The organism is Stenotrophomonas thermophila, from assembly GCF_001499715.1.
GTDB lineage: Bacteria > Pseudomonadota > Gammaproteobacteria > Xanthomonadales > Xanthomonadaceae > Stenotrophomonas > Stenotrophomonas hibiscicola.
This window is the reverse complement of record NZ_CVIW01000012.1, coordinates 1-20,022: the sequence shown is the minus strand read 5'-3', so window position 1 is coordinate 20,022 and position 20,022 is coordinate 1. Positions and strand designations below refer to the sequence as shown.

14 protein-coding genes, 1 tRNA gene and 1 other RNA gene are annotated in these 20,022 nt (G+C 66.7%); 11 read left to right on the top strand and 5 right to left on the bottom strand.

Features of this window, described 5'->3' with window-relative positions:
* The first annotated feature begins 108 nt into the window (after positions 1-108).
* Positions 109-2,064: a peptidyl-prolyl cis-trans isomerase gene (locus BN1263_RS06770; RefSeq protein ID WP_058980317.1), complete on the top strand. Its 1,956-nt coding sequence runs from the start codon at positions 109-111 to the stop codon at positions 2,062-2,064.
* A gap of 207 nt (positions 2,065-2,271) precedes the next feature.
* Here BN1263_RS06770 and BN1263_RS06765 read toward each other — a convergent pair whose 3' ends face one another.
* Positions 2,272-3,471, bottom strand: coding sequence for a lytic transglycosylase domain-containing protein (locus BN1263_RS06765; protein ID WP_058980316.1), 1,200 nt, complete (start codon positions 3,469-3,471; stop codon positions 2,272-2,274).
* On the bottom strand, positions 3,468-4,232 hold the full coding sequence (gene gloB / locus BN1263_RS06760) for a hydroxyacylglutathione hydrolase (RefSeq protein WP_021204521.1): 765 nt from the start codon (positions 4,230-4,232) through the stop codon (positions 3,468-3,470). The genes BN1263_RS06765 and gloB overlap by 4 nt, the downstream gene beginning before the upstream one ends.
* Before the next feature lie 11 nt (positions 4,233-4,243).
* Here gloB and BN1263_RS06755 point away from each other — a divergent pair, with 11 nt between their 5' ends.
* From BN1263_RS06755 to dnaQ, 3 genes are read left to right on the top strand one after another with little or no spacing between them, the layout of a single operon-like run.
* Complete coding sequence (locus BN1263_RS06755; protein WP_058980315.1) at positions 4,244-4,888, top strand: class I SAM-dependent methyltransferase; 645 nt, start codon at positions 4,244-4,246, stop codon at positions 4,886-4,888.
* A gap of 13 nt (positions 4,889-4,901) precedes the next feature.
* Positions 4,902-5,354, top strand: coding sequence for a ribonuclease HI (gene rnhA, locus BN1263_RS06750; protein WP_019659521.1), 453 nt, complete (start codon positions 4,902-4,904; stop codon positions 5,352-5,354).
* A gap of 4 nt (positions 5,355-5,358) precedes the next feature.
* Positions 5,359-6,090 (top strand): DNA polymerase III subunit epsilon, encoded by a 732-nt coding sequence (gene dnaQ, locus BN1263_RS06745; RefSeq protein WP_058980314.1) that lies wholly within the window; start codon positions 5,359-5,361, stop codon positions 6,088-6,090.
* 110 nt (positions 6,091-6,200) lie between these two features.
* On the opposite strand, the gene BN1263_RS06740 is transcribed toward dnaQ, so the two are convergent.
* The gene (locus BN1263_RS06740) at positions 6,201-6,905 is read right to left on the bottom strand and encodes a PP2C family protein-serine/threonine phosphatase (RefSeq protein WP_019659519.1); all 705 of its coding nucleotides are present in this window, start codon (positions 6,903-6,905) and stop codon (positions 6,201-6,203) included.
* Positions 6,906-7,069: 164 nt separating this feature from the next.
* Between BN1263_RS06740 and BN1263_RS06735 the strand changes: the two genes are divergently transcribed.
* Positions 7,070-7,160: transfer RNA gene (locus tag BN1263_RS06735), tRNA-Ser, on the top strand.
* 314 nt (positions 7,161-7,474) lie between these two features.
* Positions 7,475-7,879 carry a DUF6165 family protein gene (locus tag BN1263_RS06730; RefSeq protein ID WP_058980313.1) on the top strand — a complete coding sequence of 135 codons (405 nt, stop codon included), beginning with the start codon at positions 7,475-7,477 and terminating at the stop codon, positions 7,877-7,879.
* 18 nt (positions 7,880-7,897) lie between these two features.
* On the opposite strand, the gene BN1263_RS06725 is transcribed toward BN1263_RS06730, so the two are convergent.
* Positions 7,898-8,944, bottom strand: a complete 1,047-nt coding sequence (locus BN1263_RS06725; protein WP_058980312.1) for a glycosyltransferase family 9 protein — start codon at positions 8,942-8,944, stop codon at positions 7,898-7,900.
* A gap of 20 nt (positions 8,945-8,964) precedes the next feature.
* Here BN1263_RS06725 and BN1263_RS06720 point away from each other — a divergent pair, with 20 nt between their 5' ends.
* From BN1263_RS06720 to BN1263_RS06710, 3 genes are read left to right on the top strand one after another with little or no spacing between them, the layout of a single operon-like run.
* Positions 8,965-9,714 carry a 3-deoxy-D-manno-octulosonic acid kinase gene (locus BN1263_RS06720; protein ID WP_021204519.1) on the top strand — a complete coding sequence of 250 codons (750 nt, stop codon included), beginning with the start codon at positions 8,965-8,967 and terminating at the stop codon, positions 9,712-9,714.
* Positions 9,714-10,481 (top strand): MBL fold metallo-hydrolase, encoded by a 768-nt coding sequence (locus BN1263_RS06715; RefSeq protein ID WP_058980311.1) that lies wholly within the window; start codon positions 9,714-9,716, stop codon positions 10,479-10,481. Before BN1263_RS06720 ends, BN1263_RS06715 begins: the two co-directional genes overlap by 1 nt.
* Entirely contained in the window at positions 10,478-10,867 is a 390-nt protein-coding gene (locus BN1263_RS06710) for a nuclear transport factor 2 family protein (RefSeq protein ID WP_058980310.1), read from the top strand. The genes BN1263_RS06715 and BN1263_RS06710 overlap by 4 nt, the downstream gene beginning before the upstream one ends.
* A 77-nt stretch (positions 10,868-10,944) precedes the next feature.
* Here BN1263_RS06710 and ffs read toward each other — a convergent pair.
* Positions 10,945-11,041: signal recognition particle sRNA small type (ffs, locus tag BN1263_RS20040), an RNA gene on the bottom strand.
* Positions 11,042-11,343: 302 nt separating this feature from the next.
* Between ffs and BN1263_RS06705 the strand changes: the two genes are divergently transcribed.
* Complete coding sequence (locus BN1263_RS06705) at positions 11,344-11,661, top strand: DMT family transporter (protein ID WP_005415486.1); 318 nt, start codon at positions 11,344-11,346, stop codon at positions 11,659-11,661.
* Positions 11,662-12,019: 358 nt separating this feature from the next.
* The coding region (locus BN1263_RS06700; protein WP_058980309.1) for an autotransporter-associated beta strand repeat-containing protein at positions 12,020-20,022 on the top strand (8,003 nt) is incomplete at its 3' end.

Sequence of the window (20,022 nt, the reverse complement as noted above, 5' to 3'; positions counted from 1 at the left end):
TAGGCCGTCGCAAAGTGATGCGCAGGCCGCGCCGCCGCTGCTTTTGGTCCCTGCGGCGAAGCGGGTTACACTGCCGGGCTCGCCAATCAGGCCTTGTGATTCCTCACCATGCTGCAGAAACTCCGCGACAAGACCTCAGGCTGGATCGTCACCGTGATCCTGGGGCTGCTGATGATTCCGTTCCTGTTCGTGATCGACAACAGCTACCTCGGTGGCGTTGGCGCTCAGAACGTGGCCAAGGTTTCCGCCCCGCCGACCTGGTGGCGTTCGGCACCGTCGTGGTGGCCGGTGCGCATGCTGTGGCAGCACCATGAGATCAGCGCGCAGGATTTCCGCACCCGTTTCGAGCAGGAGCGCATGCGTGAGCGCCAGCAGCAGGGCGAGAACTTCGACCCGCGCGCTTTCGAGAGCACCGAAAACAAGCTGGCCGTGCTCGACCAGCTGATCGATGAGCAGGTCGTGCGCCTGGTCGGTGAACAAGCCGGCGTTGTCATTGGCGATGGTGCGGTGCGCGAGTACATCGCCACCATCCCGGCCTTCCTCGATTCGAACGGCAAGTTCAACGAAAACAACTATCGCCTGGCCCTGGCCGGTGGCAATCCGCCGCGTACCCCGACCCAATTCCAGGAACTGGTGCGCGAGAGCCTGCAGCAGTCGGTGATCCCGTCGGGCCTGCAGAATTCGGGCTTTGTCACCCAGGCCGAAACCGAGCGCCTGCTGAAGCTGCTGGGTGAAACCCGCGACGTCGAACTGGCCGCGTTGCCGGAAGTACCGGCTGACACCGCGCCGGTGACTGAGGCGCAGATCAAGCAGTGGTACGACAGCCACGGCAAGGATTTCCGCCAGGCCGAGAGCGTCTCGCTGGAATACGTCGAGATCAACGGTGCGAACCTGCCGGCACCGACTCCGGCCGATGAAGCGACCCTGCGCAAGCGCTATGAAGAAGAAAAGGCGAAGTTCACCTCGCCGGAGCAGCGCCAGGCCTCGCACATCCTGATCACCGGTGACGGCGCCGAAGCCAAGGCGAACAAGATCGCTGCCGAAGCCAAGGCGGCCGGTGCCGACTTCGCTGCGCTGGCCAAGGCCAATTCGGAAGATCCGGGCTCCAAGGACCAGGGCGGTGACCTGGGCTGGGTCGAGCGCGGTGCGATGGTCAAGCCGTTCGAAGACGCACTGTTCGCTGCCAAGGCCGGTGACGTGATCGGCCCGGTCAAGACCGACTTCGGCTACCACATCATCAAGGTCGCCGCGGTGCGTGGCGGGGAAGGCAAGTCGTTTGAGGAAGTACGTGACACGCTGGCCGCCGAGCAGCTGAAGGCCGACGGCGAACGCGGCTTCAACGAGCTGGCCGGTCGTCTGGTGGATGCCATCAACAAGAGCCCGAGCGATCTGGCCGCTGCGGCCAAGGAAGTCAACCTGCCGCTGCAGACCCTGGGGCCGGTCACCCGCGCAACCGCCAGTGGCATCGCCGCTGACCCGGCCGTGCTGCGTGCCGCCTTCTCTGAAGTGCTGGTGCAGGACGGCACTGCCAGCGACCCGATTGCGCTGGGCGGCACGACCAACCACAGTGTGGTCATCCGAGTGGCCGCCCATACCCCGGAACAGGCCCTGCCTCTGGACAAGGCCCGCGAGCAGGTGATCGCCGCGATCCGCGCTGACCGCCAGCGCCAGGCCAGCGACAAGGCCGCCGACGCCGTGCTGGCCAAGCTGAAGGCGGGCGCCACCCTGCAGTCGCTGGCCGCAAGCGAGAAGCTGCAGCTGAGCCCGATGCCGGGCCTGCCGCGCAGCCAGCCGGTGCCGACCCCGGAAATCAACCGCGCCATCTTCAGCGCGCCTGTGCCGGCCGAAGGCAAGCCGAGCTACGGCAAGGTCGACGTCAACGGTCACGCGCTGCTGTTTGCAGTGAACAAGGTCAACCCGGGCGACATCAAGGAAGTGACCGCCGAGCAGCAGAAGCAGCTCAAGGAGCAGCTGAGCCAGATCGATGGCATGGCCGCAGCCAAGGCCTACGTGGATGCGATGCGCAAGAAGTTCATGATCCAGACCACCGAAGCGAACCTGTAAGCCTCGCGGCGAGCAGATCGAAGAAGGCCCGGCATTGCCGGGCCTTTTTTTGCTTCGCGTCGTTTGTGTCGCGCTTGCGCTCTGGCAGTGGTCGAGCTTGCTCGACCGCCTTTTGTAGAGTCGAGCCGTGTTCGACTGCATCTGCTGCGCGCAGGCATGAAGAAGCCGAGCATGGGCTCGGCTCTACAGGAGGGCCTGGCTGGCGCGTCAGTCCTCGACGCGCAGCACCGCGCCCGGCTTCAGCACGCTGCTGCCACTCAGGCCGTTCAGTGACAGCAGCGCCTTCACCGGCATGCCATAGCGACGGGCGATGGTCCATGCCGACTCGCCATCGCGCACGGTGTGGCGGCGGCTGCGCGGGCGATCGGCAATCGTGGCGACGGTCTTGGCCGCCTGCGGCGTCGGTGTGGTCGTGGCAGCCGGTGCGGTGCTGGCCACCAGCGTGGTCGCGGTTTCCGTCACCGTCGCATTGGTGGCCGAGACCGGGGCCAGCACCCGGGTGGTTCCCGAGGCACGGTTGCCCGCGGCCAGGGCCGGGTTGAGGCGGGCGATCCTGGCAGGGTCCAGGGCGCGTTGTGCGGCCCACTGCTGGATGCTGGTGCCGGCCGGCAGGGTGTGGTCCTTCAGCACCGGCACGGTGCGGTCCAGCGAGGCCATCACGCCGGGCTGGTCTTCCACGTCCTCCAGCACGCAGGCCAGGGCATGCAGCTTCTCGACATAGGCATGGGTGACCGGTGACAGGCCGGGCAGCGCCGATGGCTTGGCGTTCTGCGCGTTCATGCCGGCCTTGCGCATGGACTGCAGGACCCGGTACTCGCCGGCGTTGTAGGCCATGGTGGCCAGGCGCCAGTCGCCGCCGAACATGCCGTGCAGGGTCTTCAGGTAACGTACCGCGGCCTGGGTGGAATCGACCGCCGACAGGCGGCCGTCGTAGCCGTTGGACATGGGCACCCGATGGTTGCGCGCGGTGGTGGCGATGAACTGCCACAGGCCCGTCGGACCGCTGCCATTGCGTGCATTGGGCCGATAGCCACTTTCCACGAACGGAATCAGTGCGAATTCGGTGGGCAGGTTGGCCTTGCGCAGCTCTTCGACCACGTAGCCGAACAGCACCAGCGCATCGTCGTCCTGGTTGGCCAGGCGTGAGGGAGCATGGGCGAACTGCTTCTGCCAGCGCGGGCTGGTGGCCTCGGCATCGCAGCTGGGCTCGGCCAGGCCGTCGCGGAAGCTTGTGAAGATCTCCTGGCCGTTGCGTACCGAAGCGGCCGGCAGCGCCGATGGATCCAGCGGCAGCGCAGCGGCAGCGGTCAGGTTCTGGCTGATGCCTGCGCCCAGCGACTGTGCGCCTGCGGTTCCTGCCAGCCCCAGCGCAAGACCCAGGGCCAGCGGCAGACTTCGGCGCATCATGCGCGGAAGCCGTCTTTCCAGTGCCGGAGACCGGCCATCACGTCGACGTCGTCCACGACGTCACGGCCCAGGTGCGCCGCCACCGACGCACGGATCGGCGCCGCGTGCACACGCAGGAAGGGATTGCAGTCGAATTCGCTGGCCAGGGTTACCGGCAGGGTGGAACGGTCATCGCGGCGCATGGCCAAAGCCTCCTCTTGGCGCTGCCACAGGGCAGCGTTGGCGGGGTCGACATGCCGCGCGAAGACGGCATTTGACACGGTGTACTCATGAGCGCAACAAAGCAGCAGTTGCGCGGGCAGGGCACCCAGCTTGCGCATCGACGCCAGCAGCTGGGACGGCGTACCTTCGAACAGGCGTCCACAGCCCAGGCTGAACAACGAATCTCCGCTGAAAAGATGTTCAGCAGTGTGAAACGCGATGTGGCTGCGGGTATGCCCGGGCACGGATAGTACGTGGAACGTCCGGCCCAGTGCCTGAACGCGTTCACCTTCGCCGACGCGGTGGGTCGCAGTGGGAATGCGCTCCTCGACCGGCGCGATCACCCGGACGCCGGGAAAACGCGCCTGCAGCGCGGGCACGCCACCGATGTGGTCATCGTGATGATGGGTGAGCAGGATCGTGTCCACGCGCAGGCCCTGATCGGCCACCGCAAGCACCGGCGCGGCATCGCCGGGATCGATGACCACGGCGGCGCCATCGTCGTCGATCAACGTCCAGATGTAGTTGTCCGCAAATGCGGGCAGGGCAGTCAGTCGCATAGAATTGGACCATGCCCGCGCTGCAGAGCACCCGTCAAGCGAGCCAGACCCCGTGGTTCGACAGTGAACCGGCGGAATCCCTGCGCGTGCTGGAGCGGCAATTACTGCTGCCGCAGCTGTCAGTGCTGCCGGCACAACCCTGGTTGTGGATCGCGCCAAGCGCGTGCTGGCTTGATGATGCGCAGCTCGGCGGGCGTGGCCTGCGCCTGTTCCGGCAGGGGCAGGGCTATGCCGGCGATACCCGCTGCGCACTGCCGCTGCCGCTGGCCAACGAGAGTGTCAACGCGATCGTGCTGCAGCATGTGACCACCGGCGATGCCGACCAGCTGCTGGATGAGTGCGAGCGCGTGCTGATGCCGGGCGGCCACCTGTGGCTGAGCAGCCTCAACCCGTTCAGCCCCTACCGTACACATTGGCGCCAGCACGGACTGGTGGTGCGCACGCCGCAGCGGATTCGCCTGCTGCTCGGCCGCCACGGGCTGGAGTGCGACGATATGCGTTACATCGGCCCCCTCTGGCGCGGTGCCGGCAGCCATCGCCCGGGCGGGTGGGCGCCACTGCGCGCGGCCTGCCTGTTCCATGCAGAAAAGCGCACGCTCGCCCTGCCCGGGCCGACACCGCTGCCGGTGCGCTGGCACGGCACCGTAGCCACCTGATTCTGGAGTTGTATTGAAAACCATCGAAATCCACACCGACGGTTCCTGCCTTGGCAATCCCGGCCCCGGCGGCTGGGCTGCACTGCTGCGCTACAAGGGCCATGAGCGTGAACTGAGCGGCGGCGAAGCGCACACCACCAACAACCGGATGGAGCTGATGGCCGCCATTTCCGGGTTGGAGACGCTGACCGAGCCGTGCAACATCGTGCTCTACACCGATTCGCAGTACGTGCGGCAGGGGCTGACCCAGTGGATGCCGGGCTGGATCCGCAAGAACTGGAAGACCGCCGGCGGTGAGCCGGTGAAGAACCGCGAGCTGTGGGAGCGCCTGCATGCGGCCACGCTGCGGCACCAGATCGACTGGCGCTGGGTGAAGGGCCACTCCGGCGATCCGGACAATGAGCGGGTGGATACCCTGGCCCGCAACGCGGCCATCCAGATCCGCGACGCCAGCCCGGTAAACTGAGCCCATGCGTCAGATCATCCTCGATACCGAAACCACCGGCCTGGAGTGGAAGAAGGGCAACCGCATCGTCGAAATCGGCTGCGTGGAGCTGTTCAAGCGCCGCCCGACCGGCAACAACTACCACCAGTACATCAAGCCGGACTGCGAGTTCGAACAGGGCGCGCAGGAAGTCACCGGCCTGACCCTGGAGTTTCTGGCTGACAAGCCGGACTTCGCGCAGATCGCCGATGAATTCCTTGCCTTCATCGATGGCGCCGAGCTGATCATCCACAACGCGGCGTTCGACCTGGGCTTCCTCGACAACGAACTGTCGTTGCTGGGCCCGCAGTACGGGAAGATCACCGATCGCTGCACGGTGATCGATACCCTGGTGATGGCGCGCGAGCGCTTCCCGGGCCAGCGCAATTCGCTGGATGCGCTGTGCAAGCGGCTGGGCGTGGACAATTCGCACCGTGCGCTGCATGGCGGCCTGCTCGATGCGCAGATCCTGGGTGACGTCTACATCGCGCTGACCTCGGGGCAGGAAGAGATCGGATTCGGCCTGGGGGATGACGATGGCGGTGGCGCCGGTGCGGCGCTGCAGGCCTTCGATACCAGCAAGCTGCTGCCGCGCCCGCGCGTAGTGGCCACGCCGTCGGAGCTGGAAGCGCATGCCGCGCGGCTGGAGCGGTTGCGCAAGAAGGCCGGCCACGCGCTGTGGGATGGCCCGAGGGTGGAAGAACCCGTCAGCGCGTAATACATCGAGGTGGTGCCGGCCGCTGGCCGGCATCTACGTGATACGGGGTTTCCCGGTGAGCCGGCCAGCGGCCGGCATTACCGCATCTACGCGTGGCGTGGATCTACCGGTCAATGGCAGCGCACCAGGATCACGCTGATGTTGTCGCGGCCACCGCCGTCGAGCGCGGCTGCGACCAGCGTGTCCACGCATTCCTGCGCGCTGGCATCTTCGTAGGCGAGGGTGCGGGCGATACTGCGGTCGTCCACCTCCTCGGTCAGGCCGTCACTGCACAGCAGCAGCTGCATTCCCGGGCGCAGTTCACCGCTGGTGGTGGCCACGTTCAGGTGTGCCGGATCGGTCACGCCCAGCGCCTGGGTAACCACGTTGCGATGCGGATGCGCACGCGCCTGTTCGGCGGTCAGGTTTCCCTGCGCGACCAGTTCCTGCACCACGCTGTGGTCCTGGCTGAGCTGTGCCAGCTGTCCATCGCGCCACAGGTAGGCGCGGCTGTCGCCGACCCAGGCCACTTCATAGCGGTTGCCCTGCACGCGCGCGGCGACCACGGTGGTGCCCATCGGCAGGCTGTCATTGCGACGGCGTGAGGTGCGGATGATCTCTTCGTCGGCGGTGCGGATGGCCTGGGCCAATGGCGCGCCACGGCGTATCTCGCGCACGATGGTTTCGCGTGCCAGCGCGCTGGCCACTTCACCGCAGGCGTGCCCGCCCATGCCATCGGCCACCAGCCACAGGGCCAGCTCGCTGTCACCGTAGTAGGTGTCCTCGTTGAGCTCGCGGCGCATGCCGGGGTGGGTGAGGTGTCCGAATTCGATCATGGGGGCTGGGGCAGGGTGTTGCTGGGGAGACAGGCATCATCGGGTGGCCGCACGCATCCGGCAAGGCATGCGCCCAGGAAATTTTCACTTCATGGGCCGGAATGACTTGTCGTCGGCCTCACTTCCTCGTATGATGCGCGTCCCCGGTCCGCCGGGGACCACCCGGAGAGGTGGCAGAGTGGTTGAATGTACCTGACTCGAAATCAGGCAGGCGTTTATAGCGCCTCGGGGGTTCGAATCCCCCCCTCTCCGCCAGATAAAGAAAAAGGGCTGCCGAAAGGCGGCCCTTTTTTCTTTATCTGGCGCGGGACGCGACGCGCTCTGCGCGTCGCCCCACACGTTGCTGCGCAACGCGTGGGCCCCTCCCTTTGCCGGCCTCTCCCCGCCCCTGTCGGGGCAGCACCTCAACAGAGGGGCTTGGTCCTCCAGATGCATCACGGGAGATCCGCGCGGTGCGTGGATGCTGTTCCTGCTGGCAGGCTCATCCACGCATGGCGTGGATCTACCCGGGATATCCGTGCGTACGCTGCGGGTTAACATGTACGCATCACCTGCTGGAGCTTTTCCCGATGACCGCTGAAATCCTCGTCCCCGTTTCCTTCGGCGAGCTGCTGGACAAGATCTCGATCCTGCAGATCAAGTCCGAGCGCATCAGCGACGAGGGCAAGCTGGCCAATGTGCGCAAAGAGCTGTCGGCGCTGGAGCAGACCTGGATGGCACACCCGGCCGCGGTGAAGGACATCGCCAGGCTGCGTGCCGAGCTGAAGGCGGTCAACGAGCAGCTGTGGGACATCGAGGACGACATCCGCCTGAAGGAGAAGGTGCAGGCGTTCGACCAGGGCTTCATCGACCTGGCGCGCAGTGTCTACCTGCGCAACGACGAGCGCGCGCGCATCAAGAAGGCGATCAACCTGGCGCTGGGCTCGGCGTACGTGGAAGAGAAGTCCTACCAGGATTACGCGCAGCGCACGTAAACCCGGGCAGGCTGCCGATCACCCCAGGTGGTCGGCGACGTAGCGTTCGAACGCAGCGATACCGTCTTCCACGGTGATCAGTTCCATCACATCGTCGAATTCGATCTTGGTGCCCCACTTCAGGTCCGCCGCCTGCTTGGCCAGGTACTTGCGCGCGGCATCATCGTAGCGGTCCACGCAGTAGCGGCGGTCCGAGTACGGGCCACTGCGGTCCGGATTGCTGGCTGCATGCAGGCCCAGCACTTTGGCGCCCATCGCGTTGGCGATGTGCATCGGGCCCGAGTCCGGGGTCATCACCAGATTGGCGCGGGCCAGCAGGGCAGGCAGCTGCTTCAACGTGTCCTTGCCGACCAGGTCCAGTGCCGGCGTCTGCAGCTGCGCCTGGATCGCATCGGCCATGTGGCGCTCCAGTTCGCTGCGGCCACCGCACAGCACCACCCGCCAACCGCGCTGTGCGGCGTGGTTGGCCACCGCTGCATAGCGGTCCGCATACCAGTTGCGCCGCACGTGGCTGGAGCAGGGCGAGATCATCAGCACCGGGCGGCCATCGTCCTGCCACTGCGCGGCGGCCCACTCGAAGGCGGAGGGCGGCACGGCCAGATCCCAGCTGACTTCGGTCTGGCGCAGGCCCAGCGGTTCGCAGAAGCTGCCGATGGCATCCAGTACATGGATGCCGGGGCGGTCAGGAATGCGCTCGTTGATGAAGAGCCCGTGCAGGTCCTTGGAGCGGCTGCGGTCGTAGCCGATGCGGCGCTCGGCCGGAATGAAGGCTGACAGCAGGTTGGCGCGGAATGCGACCTGCATCTGCAGAAGCGCCTCGAAGCGCCCCGGTGGCAGTTGCCTGCGCAGTTCCTTGACCCCAGCCATGCCGCTCTTCTTGTCGTAGGCATGGAAGGTGACACCGGGCAGGCCGTCAAGCAGCTTGTGGCCAACCTTGTCGATGATCCAGTGGATCGGCGTGTCCGGGCGCGCAGCCTGCAGGGTGCGCACCAGGGGCACCACGTGGGTGACGTCGCCGAGTGCGGACAGGCGCAGGAGGCACAAGGAGGAGGACGCTGATGCCATGTGTTGTTAGACTCAATGAAATGGTCGCATTCGACGCCAATGAAGCGCTGACGCCATGCCGCGAGGGTCGCGGCATCGGGGCCATTCTGTTCGACCGCGAGCGGCTGCGGCAAGCCGACATCGGCCTGTTCTCGCCCCAGCACTGGGGCAGCAGGGCCCGACCGGTGGGCGAGGGCGGCCGCGGCAGCGCCTGGTTCGTCGATGCGCCGTTCGGGGCCAGCGTGCTGCGGCACTACCTGCGGGGCGGCCTGGCCGCGAAGCTCAGCCACGACCAGTACCTGTGGCGCGGTTCGGACCGGACCCGCAGCTTCGCCGAATTCCGGCTGATGCGCGCGCTGCGCGAGAAGAAGCTGCCGGTGCCACGGCCGATCGCCGCGTTCTACATGCGCGAGGGCCTGCGCTACCGGGCCGCGATCCTGATGGAGCGGATCGAGGGCGTGCGCTCGCTGGCCGACCGCGCCCTGGTCGCCGGCCGGGGCGCGCCCTGGGAGGAGACGGGGCGGCTGATCGCCCGCTTCCATCGTGCCGGCCTGGACCATGCCGACCTCAACGCGCACAACATCCTGTTCGATGGCAACGGCCATGGCTGGCTGATCGACTTCGACCGTGGGGTGATCCGCATTCCGGCCACCGCCTGGCGCGAACGCAACCTCAAGCGCCTGCTGCGCTCGCTGATCAAGTTGCGCGGCGAGCGCAGCGTGGAAGATGTGCAGAAGGACTACGCGCGGCTGCGCCGTGCCTATGACATGGCCTGGAACCGGGGCACCTGATGGATTGGTCGTTGCGTTTCCTCGGCGTCGGCAATGCGTCGGCGGTCGAGCTGGGGTCGCCGATGTCGGTGATCGAGCGGGATGGGCGTCCGTGGCTGACCATTGATTGTGGTGGTGAAGGGCTGACCGCATTCAAGGCGCACTACGGCCACATGCCGCAGGCGTTGTTCGTGACCCATGTGCACCTTGACCACGTGGCCGGCTTCGAACGGCTGTTCGTGGACACCTTCTTCAATGCGCAGCAGCGCGGCAAGGTGCGCCTGTATGTGCCGGCCACGGTGGTGCCGCTGCTGCACCAGCGCATCGGTGACTATCCGAACGTGCTGGCCGAGGGCGGTGCGAACTTCTGGGATGCCTTCCAGCTGATCGTGGTGGGCGATGCGTTCTGGCACGAGGGAGTGCGCCTGGAGGTGTTCCCAGTGCGCCACCACTGGCCGGAGACGGCCTATGGCCTGCGCCTGCAGGGCGCGCTGACCTGGAGCGGCGATACCCGGCCGATTCCGGAGATGCTGGCCCGCTTCGCCAATGACAACGAGCTGATCGCCCACGACTGCGGCCTGCACGGCAATCCGTCGCACACCGGCGTGGACGATCTGGAGCGTGAGTACAGCGCCGAGCTGCGGGCGCGGATGATGCTCTACCACTATGCCAGCGTGGCCGATGGCCAGGCGCTGGCGGCGCGGGGGCACCGTGTTGCGCAGCCGGGGCAGTGCGTGCCCCTGGCCAGCCCGACCGCGCCGCACGTACTGGCGCAGGATCCGGCGTGATCGACGTGGGCCAGCCTGCGGACGCAGCGTTGGCCGCCGAACTGGAGGCGCTGGAACGCGCGCTGCATGCGCCGCAGGTGCGGGGTGACCGCCAGGCCCTTTCGGCCCTGCTGGACGAGGATTTCAGCGAGATCGGCAGTTCCGGACAATGCTACGGTCGTGATGCCGCGTTGCTGGAGATCCCGTTGGAGCGCGCGCAGGTGCTGATTGAATCGGAACAGTACGCCGTGTGGTTGCTGGCCCAGGGCCTGGCCCAGGTGCGCTACCGCAGCCGCCATCACGTCGATGGCCAGGCGCAACGCTGGGTGCTGCGCAGTTCGCTGTGGCGTCGGCATGCGCAGGGGTGGCGTGTGGTGTTCCATCAGGGAACGCCGCAGGCGCGGTAGCGGTGGGCCATGCCCGGCGAGGGGCGCCAATCAAGATTGGCGGCTACCAGGGCCGTGGGGCGCCCGAAAAGGCGATGGCCCCGCCGGCTGACCTCGGCGCCCGCGTCGATCGATACCGTTGCTGCCTTCCGGCCCTGGCGGGATTTTCGACCTAGCGTCGCGAGGGGCCGACGGGGCCACCATAGAGACGTTGGCCGCCCAAGGGGCGACCGGTGTTCACCGATCAGGGGAAGCAGCGCGCGACGCGCCGGAGACCACAGCCGGACTGCGCATCGGCTGACCGATGGCAGACGGCAACTATAGCGCAGGCAGGTACATCGACGCCAGCTTCGTGCACTGAATCGGCTGTAACCCGCGTCTGCTGGCAAGGGCCCGGCGCGACCGGCGTTGCTACAATGCCGGCCAGGAGGAACGGCCTCCCCCACATCGGGAACCACTGACCAGGACGGCCTGGCCCTACCAAGAGGAGGGCTGTCATGGCCTGGATCTATCTGTTGTTCGCCGGCCTGCTGGAAATCGTCTGGGCCGTGTCCATGAAGCAGTCCGAAGGCTTCACCAGGCTCACCCCCACCGTGGTCACGATCATCGGCATGATCGCCAGCTTCTGGCTGCTTGCAGTGGCCATGCGCAGCCTGCCGCTGGGCACTGCCTACACAATCTGGACCGGCATCGGCGCGGTCGGTGCATTCGTGGTCGGCATCGTGTTCCTCGGCGAGCAGGTCAGCCCGATGCGGATCGGTGCAGCGGTGCTGATCGTTTCCGGCCTGGTGCTGATGAAACTCTCGAGCAGCTGAATGATTTACTTAAGGCGGGGAAAGGAATCTCCGCTTTCGGCAGGTATATGCATTTTCGGCAAGACCATTTTGTCCGCCCGTTTTATTTGACGTACGTCATGAAAATAACGAGCGTGATTCACATGCCGCTGGCACCGACGGTCGCACAGTGCCGCCATTCGTCGGGCGAAACCGGGGAGTTTTCGCCTTGAGGGACACGCTGTCGTACCTGTCACCGGGTGCGATCGCGTGAAGATGTGAAGATTTTCAGGAGTTAATGCCCTCGAACCTTGTTCCCGCATCGGGAGCCGGGGTGGGCCGCATTGTCTCCAAAAAACCTGCCAGCTGTGCCATCCGGTCTTTTCATGGAGATTTACCGATGAACCGCATTTACCGTCTGGTTTTCAATCGTGCCCTTGGGGTAATGCAGGTTGCTTCGGAGATCGCCCGCAATCCCGGCGGAAGCGCGGCCAGCGCAGGGCGGGTGCCGCGATTGCGGGCGCACCAGCTGGCGGCGGCTTTGGCCGCCACACTGGCCAGCGGACCGGCATTCGCAGCGTGCACGGGCACCACAACCGTAAACTGCGACAGCACCACCAACATCAACAACTACTCCAACGCGACCAACGGCCTCACGCTGAACATCGACGCGGGTGCATTGCTGCGTACGCCGCCGATCGTAGGCGGCGGCAACGCAGCAACGCTGACCGGCGACAACGTGACGGTCAACAACAATGGCACGATCGATCCGAGCTCGATCATCCTCGCCTCGCCCGGCCTGGTCATCGGCAATGCTTCTGCCAACAACAGCGCGATCGTCGTCAACAACAATGCCAGCGGACAGATCAAGGGTGTCGTCAACATCGCAACGCTGCTGGGCTTCGGTGGACAGGCGCTGGTGGCACAGAATGTCAACGGCACCACCACCATCAACAACGCCGGCCTGATCAGCACGTCGTTGATCGGCGCAGGCAGCGTTTCCGACGCGACTACCGTGGTGACGTACGGTGGTGCGGCAGCCAATGTGACCAACACCGGCACCATCGACGGGCGTGTCGGCCTAGGCGCTTCTGGCGGTAATACGTTCCTCAATGCGGGGGCGGTCAGTGGCAGCGTTCACCTGGGTGATTCAACCGGCGGCAACACCTTCACCGCAGTGTCGGGTTCCAGCGTTGTGAGCGGCGGCGGCGGCGCTCTTGCCGGCGTGATTACCGGTGTTACCGGGGTGAAGGTTGCGGCTGCGGGATCGGTCGACGCCGGTACCGGCAGTGGTGCGGCCAACAACACGCTGGTGTTGCAGAACGTCGTCAGCGGTCCGGGGGCCGGCACCGGCGGAGCGGTGACCACACTGGGCTGGAACCAGTACCTCAATTTCCAGAAACTCACCGTCAACAGCGGCACCTGGAACCTGCAGGGTGCGTGGGCGGTTGCAGGCGCGACCACGCTCAATGATGGCCTGGTCAATTTCAACAATGCCGGTTCCTTCGGCACAGGGCTGTTCACCGCCAACGGCGGTGCCATCGCATCCTCCACGGCCGGTCTGAATCTGGCCAACGCTTTCAGCCTCGGCGGCAATCTATCCCTGGCCGGGACCAATGCGTTCGGCTTGAATGGCGTGCTTTCAGGTGCTGGCGGACTGACGGTCAACAACACCGGCATCGTTACTCTCGGCGGCGCAAACCTGTTCTCCGGTGGCGTCAACCTCAATGCCGGCGGCCTGCTGCTGGGCAATGCCGGTGCACTCGGCAGCGGCAATCTGACCATAGGTGGCAGCGCCTCGCTGGACACGACGGCGGGCTTCAACCTGGGCAACAACCTGGTGGTCAATGGCGGGGGCTCGCTGAACCTGCTGGGCAGCAATGCGCTGTCATTGAGTGGCTCGATTTCCGGTGCCGGCAACGTGACCAAGAACGGTGCGGGCACGCTGACCCTGAACGGTGCCAATTTGCTGAGCGGCAGCTTCAACCTGGCCGGGGGCGCGTTGGCCTTGGGCGCGGGCGGTAGCCTGTCGCCCACCGGCGCGATCACGCTGGGCGTCGGCACCAGCCTGGATCTTTCGGCGGCCGCCAACCAGACCATCGGTTCGCTGGCGGGCCTCGGCGGTTCGGTCAACCTGGGCAGCCACACGCTCACCCTCGCGGGGCTGGGCGATACCAGCTACAGCGGCACGTTCGCCGCAGGCACGGGTGGCCTGGTCAAGCTGGGCACCGGCGTGCAGACCTTGTCGGGCGTGAACAACCTCAGTGGCGGCGTGGCACTCAACGGCGGCGGCCTGCTGCTGGGCAATGCTGCTGCGCTGGGCAGCGGTGCGCTCAGTGTCGGCGGCGACGTGACGCTCGATGGAACCACGGGGGCGCTTGCACTGGGCAACGCGGTCAACCTCGGTTCGGGTGCCAGCCTCAATCTGCTCGGCAACCAGGCGTTGACGTTCAACGGCGTGATCGGTGGCACCGGCAGCCTGGTCAAGAGCGGTGCGACCACGCTGACGCTCAACGGTGCAAATACCTTTGGTGGTGGGCTGGCGCTCAATGCCGGTGGCTTGGTCCTGGGCAATGCCGGCGCGCTCGGAACCGGCGCGCTGAATGTCGGCGGTCCGACAACGCTCGATGCCAGCGCGGCGCTGAGCGTGAGCAACGGCATCAACCTCGGCGCAGGTGGCCTGCTGAATGTACTGGGCAGCAATGCATTGACGCTGGGCGGCGCCATCGGTGGCACCGGCAGCCTGGTCAAGAACGGTGCGGCCACGCTTACGCTGGGTGGCGCAAATACCTTCATCGGCGGCCTGGCGATCAATGCCGGCAAGGTTGCGGTGGGCAGCGGCGGAAGCCTGGCCGCCGGCGGTGCGGTCAGCCTGACCGGCGTTGGCGCGGACCTGGACATCTCGCTCGGCGGCAACCAGACCATCGGCGCGCTGTCCGGTATTGCCGGCAGCACGGTGACGCTGGGCAGCAGCACGCTCACCTTCGGTGATGCCACCAACCAGACCTTCGCCGGCGTGATCGGCGGCACCGGTGGGCTGATCAAGCAGGGTACCGGCGTGCAGACGCTGACCGGTGCCAATACCTTCAGCGGTGGGGTGAATCTTGCGGCCGGTGGGCTGGTGCTGGGCAACGCCGGTGCGCTGGGAAGCGGCGCGCTGACAGTCAGTGGCAACGGGTCGCTGGATGCCACGGCAGCGTTGAACCTGGGCAGTGCGATCAACCTCGGCGCGGCCCTGACCCTGCCGGGTAGCCAGAACCTGGCCCTGGCCGGCAACATCACGGGCACCGGCAGCCTGGTCAAGAACGGCGCCTCGACACTGACCTTGAACGGAACCAACACCTTCAGCGGTGGACTGAACGCAAACGCGGGCAGCCTGCTGCTGGGCAATAGCGGCGCGCTCGGTACGGGGACACTGGGCATCGGTGGCAACGTCTCGCTCGACGGCAGTGCGCCGCTGAACCTGAGCAACAACGTGGCACTGGGTGCAGGCGCCGCGTTGTCGCTGCCGGGTTCGCAGGCGATCACGCTGGGTGGGGTGGTGTCCGGTGCGGGCAGGCTGGTGAAGAACGGTGCCACCACCTTGACCCTCAATGGCGCCAACAGCTTCGGTGGGGGGCTGACCGTCAACGGCGGCGGCCTGCTGCTGGGCAATGCCGGCGCGCTGGGCACCGGTGCATTGTCGGTGGGGGCCGATACCACGCTGGACAGTTCGGTGGCCCTGAATCTCGCCAACGACGTCAACCTCGGTGCAGGCGCGGTGCTGGATCTGCTGGGCAGCCAGGACGTGTCGCTGGGCGGTGTCATCAGCGGCACTGGCGGCCTGGTCAAGAACGGTGCGGAGACACTGGCGTTGAACGGAGCCAACACCTTCAGCGGGGGTGTTGGCCTCAACGCGGGCCTGCTGCAGCTGGGCAATGCGCAGGCATTGGGTACCGGCCAGCTGGACGTGGGCGGCAACGCTTCGCTGGATGCAGCATCGGCGCTCACCGTGACCAACAACATAGGCCTCGCCGCCGGCGCCAACCTCACGGTGCTGGGCAGCAACGACCTGACGCTCGCCGGCCCGGTATTCGGTGTTGGCGGGCTGATCAAGGACGGTACGGCGCGGCTGACGTTGTCTGGCGCCAATACCTACAACGGTGGCACGACCATCAACGCAGGCACGCTGGCGCTGGGAGCGGGCGGCAGTCTTGCCGCAACCGGTGCAGTGGATCTTGCGGGCGCCGGTGCGGCACTGGACATCTCCGCAGCGGGTGCAGCGCAGACCATCGGCGCACTGAACGGCGTGGCAGGCAGCCAGCTGCTGCTTGGCGCGCAGTCACTCACCTTCGGCGGTGCCGCCGATGGCAGTTTTGCCGGCGTGATCGACGGTACCGGTGGCCTGATCAAGACCGGTACGGGCGTGCAGACGCTGTCCGGCGCCAACACGTTCAGCGGTGGCCTTGCGCTCAACGCGGGCGGCCTGATTCTCGGCGACTCCAGTGCGCTCGGCACGGGTCCGCTGGGCATCGGTGGCACCACCACGCTGGACAGTACCGTGGCGCTGAACCTGGCCAACGCGGTGAACTTTGGTGCCGGTACGCAACTGACGCTGGGCGGCACCAATGATGTCACCCTCGGCGGCGTGGTGGCTGGCAACGGCAGCCTGGTCAAGAACGGTACGGGTCTGCTGACGCTCAACAACACCAACACGTTCGATGGCGGCCTGACCTTGAACGGCGGCAGCCTGGTGGTGGGCGCCAACGGGGCGCTGGGTTCCGGCACGCTGGCGGTGAACAACAGTGCTTCGCTGGATGCCGGCACCGCGGTGACGCTGGGCAATGCGGTGAACCTTGGCTCGGGCGTGGCGCTGACCGTAGCGGGCAGCAATGCGCTGACCCTGGGCGGCATCGTGTCCGGCAATGGCAGCCTGATCAAGAACGGCACCGCCACGCTGACACTGGACGGCGCCAACACTTACAGCGGTGGCACCACCATCAACGCCGGCACGCTGGCGCTGGGCGTGGGGGGCAGTCTGGCTGCCGCTGGCGACCTCACGCTCGGTAATGCCGGCGCGGGCTTCGATATCTCCGGCGCGACCGGCAACCAGACCATCGGTGCGCTCAACGGCGTGCTCGGAACCACACTGGCGCTGGGGGGCAATTCGCTGACCTTCGGCACCGCGACCAACGGGGCCTTCGATGGCGTGATCAGTGGTGGTGGCGGGCTGGTGAAGGTCGGCGCCGGGGTGCAGACCCTGTCCGGTGCCAATACCTTCGGCGGCGGCGTCTCGCTCGATGCCGGCGGCCTGGTGCTCGGCAATGATGCCGCGCTGGGTACCGGCGTGCTCACCGTCGGTGGGGCGACCACGCTGGATACCACCGCGCTGGCGACGCTGGCCAACAACGTGGTGCTCAACGCCGGGCTGACGGTGCTGGGCACCAGCGCGCTCACCCTCAACGGTGTGCTCTCCGGTGCCGGCAGCCTGACCAAGAACGGCACTGCGATGCTGACCTTGAACGGCGCCAACACCTACACCGGCGGTACCAACGTCAACGCCGGCACGCTGGCACTCGGCGCCGGGGCCAGCCTGGCCGCAAGCGGCACCGTCAATCTCGCCACCGGCGCCACGCTGGACCTGTCGGCCGGCAACGGCACGCAGGTGTTCGGCACGCTGGTTGGCAACGGCACGGTCAACCTGGGCGCCAACAACATCGAAGTGGGCAGCGCCGCCAACGGCACCTTCAGCGGTTCGATCGCCGGCACCGGTAGCCTGACCAAGGTCGGTAGCGGTATCGAGACACTGACCGGCACCAACACCTACACCGGCGGCACCACCATCAACGCCGGCACGCTGGCGATCGGTCTCGGCGGCAGTCTGTCCTCGTCCGGAGCGGTGAACGTCGCCGCCGCCGGCGCGGGCTTCGACATTTCGGGTTCCGGTGCCAACCAGACGATTGGTTCACTGTCTGGCGTGACCGGCTCCCTGGTCAGCCTCGGCGCCAACTCGCTGATCCTCGGCGGCGCCGACAGCAGCACCTTCGACGGTTCGATTTCCGGCACCGGTGCGCTGGTCAAGAACGGCGTGGGTATCCTCACCCTGGGCGGCGCCAACCTGTTCAGTGGTGGTCTGGCCTTGAACGGTGGCGGCCTGGTGGTCGGCAACAACAGCGCGCTGGGTACGGGGGCGCTGGACGTGGGGGCCGACGCGACGCTGGACAGCAGCCTGGCAGTCACCCTCGGCAACGCCATCAACCTCTCTGCCGGCAACAACCTCACCCTGCTCGGCAGCAATGGGCTGACCCTGGACGGCATCATCAGCGGTGCCGGTGGTCTGGTGAAGGACGGCGCAGCCACGGTGACCCTGACCGGTGCCAACACCTATTCCGGCGGCACCACCATCAACAACGGCACGCTGGCCATCGGTGCCGGAGGCAGCTTGGCGTCCACCGGCGCGGTGAATCTGGCCGGTGCCGGCACGCTGGACATCTCCGGCGGTGGCAGCCAGAGCATTGGTTCGCTGGCCGGCGTGGCCGGCAGCACAGTGGCGCTGGGCGGCAACACGCTGACCCTCGGCGGCGTCGCCGACAGCACCTACAACGGCGTGATCAGCGGCAGTGGCGGCCTGATCAAGAACGGCGCCGGCGTGCAGACGCTGAATGGTGCCAATGCCTTCAGCGGTGGCGTCACGCTCAACGCCGGTGGCCTGGTGGTCGGCAACAATGCCGCGCTTGGCACGGGTACGGTGACCGTGGGTGGCAATGCCTCGCTCGATTCCAACAGCGCGATCACGCTGGGCAACAACTTCGTTCTCAATGCCGGCCTGACCGTGCTGGGCAGCAACGATCTGACACTCAACGGCAATCTCAGCGGCACCGGGTTCCTCACCAAGGAGGGCCTGGCCACACTGACCTTGAACGGCACCAACACCTATTCCGGTGGCACCAACATCAACGCCGGTACGCTGGCGCTGGGCGCGGGCGCGAGCCTGCTTGCCAGTGGCACCGTCAACCTGGCCACCGGCGCGACCTTCGATCTGTCGGCCGGTGCGGGTACGCAGGTGTTCGGCACGCTGATCGGCAACGGTACGGTGGATCTGGGCGCGAACACGCTGACCATCGGCGACGCCAGCAACGGCACGTTCGGTGGTTCGATTGCCGGCACCGGCGGCCTGATCAAGGAAGGCACCGGCACCGAAACCCTGACCGGTACCAACACCTTCACCGGCGGCACCACCATCAATGCCGGCACGCTGGCGATCGGTGCCGGCGGCAGCCTGGCGGCGACCGGTGCGGTCACCCTCGCCAATGCGGGTACCGCGTTCGATGTCTCCGCAGGCGGCAACCAGAGCATCGGCTCGCTGGCGGGCGTGGCGGGTTCGAGTGTGGCGCTGGGTGGCAACACGCTGACTCTCGGCGGCGTCGGCAACACCACGTTCGACGGCACCATCGGCGGCACGGGAGCGCTGATCAAGGACGGCGCTGGCGTGCAGACGCTGGGCGGTGCGAACACCTTCAGCGGCGGCGTCACCCTCAATGCCGGCGGGCTGGTGGTCGGCAACAATGCCGCGCTCGGTACGGGTGCGTTGAACGTGGCCGGGAACGGTTCGCTGGATGCCAACGCGGCGGTGACCCTGGCCAACAACGTTGCACTCGGCGCCGGTGCCACGCTTGATGTGCTGGGCAACAACGACCTGACGCTGGCCGGTGCGGTCTCCGGTGCAGGCGGCCTGACCAAGGACGGTGCGGCCACGCTGACCCTGGCCGGCGCCAGCAGCTACACCGGCACCACCACCATCAACAGCGGCACGCTGGCGGTGGGCGCGGGCGGCAGCCTGTCCGGCGCCAGCACGGTGAACCTGGCCGGCACCGGTACGCTGGACATCAGTGCCGGTGGCAACCAGAGCATCGGTGGCCTGGCCGGTGTTACCGGCAGTACGGTGGCGCTGGGCGGTGCAACGCTGACCACCGGCGGCAACAACGCCAGCACCACGTTCGCCGGCGTGATCGGCGGCACCGGTGGCCTGGTGCAGAGTGGTACCGGCACGCTGACACTGAGCGGTGACAACACCTACACCGGTGGCACCACCATCAACGGTGGCAGCACGCTGCAGATCGGCAACGGTGGCAGCACCGGCTCGGTGCTGGGCGACATCACCAACGACGGCAGCCTGGTCTACAACCTCGGCACCACGGCAACCGTGGGCGGTGTGGTCAGCGGCAGTGGCAGCCTGACCCAGGCCGGCAGCGGTACGCTGGTGCTGACCGGCAACAACACCTACACCGGCGGTACCACCATCAATGCCGGTGGCACATTGCAGGTGGGCAACGGCGGTGCAACCGGCGCGATCGTGGGTGACATCACCAACAACGGTGCGCTGGTATCCAACGTGGCCGGCAACACCACGCTGGGCGGCACCAT

Bases quoted from the DNA above. Each gene is read 5' to 3' on its own strand.
- BN1263_RS06770 (WP_058980317.1), top strand. From the start codon at position 109: ATGCTGCAGAAACTCCGCGACAAGACCTCAGGCTGGATCGTCACCGTG.
- BN1263_RS06765 (WP_058980316.1), bottom strand. From the start codon at position 3,471: ATGATGCGCCGAAGTCTGCCGCTGGCCCTGGGTCTTGCGCTGGGGCTG.
- gloB (WP_021204521.1), bottom strand. From the start codon at position 4,232: ATGCGACTGACTGCCCTGCCCGCATTTGCGGACAACTACATCTGGACG.
- BN1263_RS06755 (WP_058980315.1), top strand. From the start codon at position 4,244: ATGCCCGCGCTGCAGAGCACCCGTCAAGCGAGCCAGACCCCGTGGTTC.
- dnaQ (WP_058980314.1), top strand. From the start codon at position 5,359: ATGCGTCAGATCATCCTCGATACCGAAACCACCGGCCTGGAGTGGAAG.
- BN1263_RS06740 (WP_019659519.1), bottom strand. From the start codon at position 6,905: ATGATCGAATTCGGACACCTCACCCACCCCGGCATGCGCCGCGAGCTC.
- BN1263_RS06730 (WP_058980313.1), top strand. From the start codon at position 7,475: ATGACCGCTGAAATCCTCGTCCCCGTTTCCTTCGGCGAGCTGCTGGAC.
- BN1263_RS06725 (WP_058980312.1), bottom strand. From the start codon at position 8,944: ATGGCATCAGCGTCCTCCTCCTTGTGCCTCCTGCGCCTGTCCGCACTC.
- BN1263_RS06720 (WP_021204519.1), top strand. From the start codon at position 8,965: ATGGTCGCATTCGACGCCAATGAAGCGCTGACGCCATGCCGCGAGGGT.
- BN1263_RS06715 (WP_058980311.1), top strand. From the start codon at position 9,714: ATGGATTGGTCGTTGCGTTTCCTCGGCGTCGGCAATGCGTCGGCGGTC.
- BN1263_RS06705 (WP_005415486.1), top strand. From the start codon at position 11,344: ATGGCCTGGATCTATCTGTTGTTCGCCGGCCTGCTGGAAATCGTCTGG.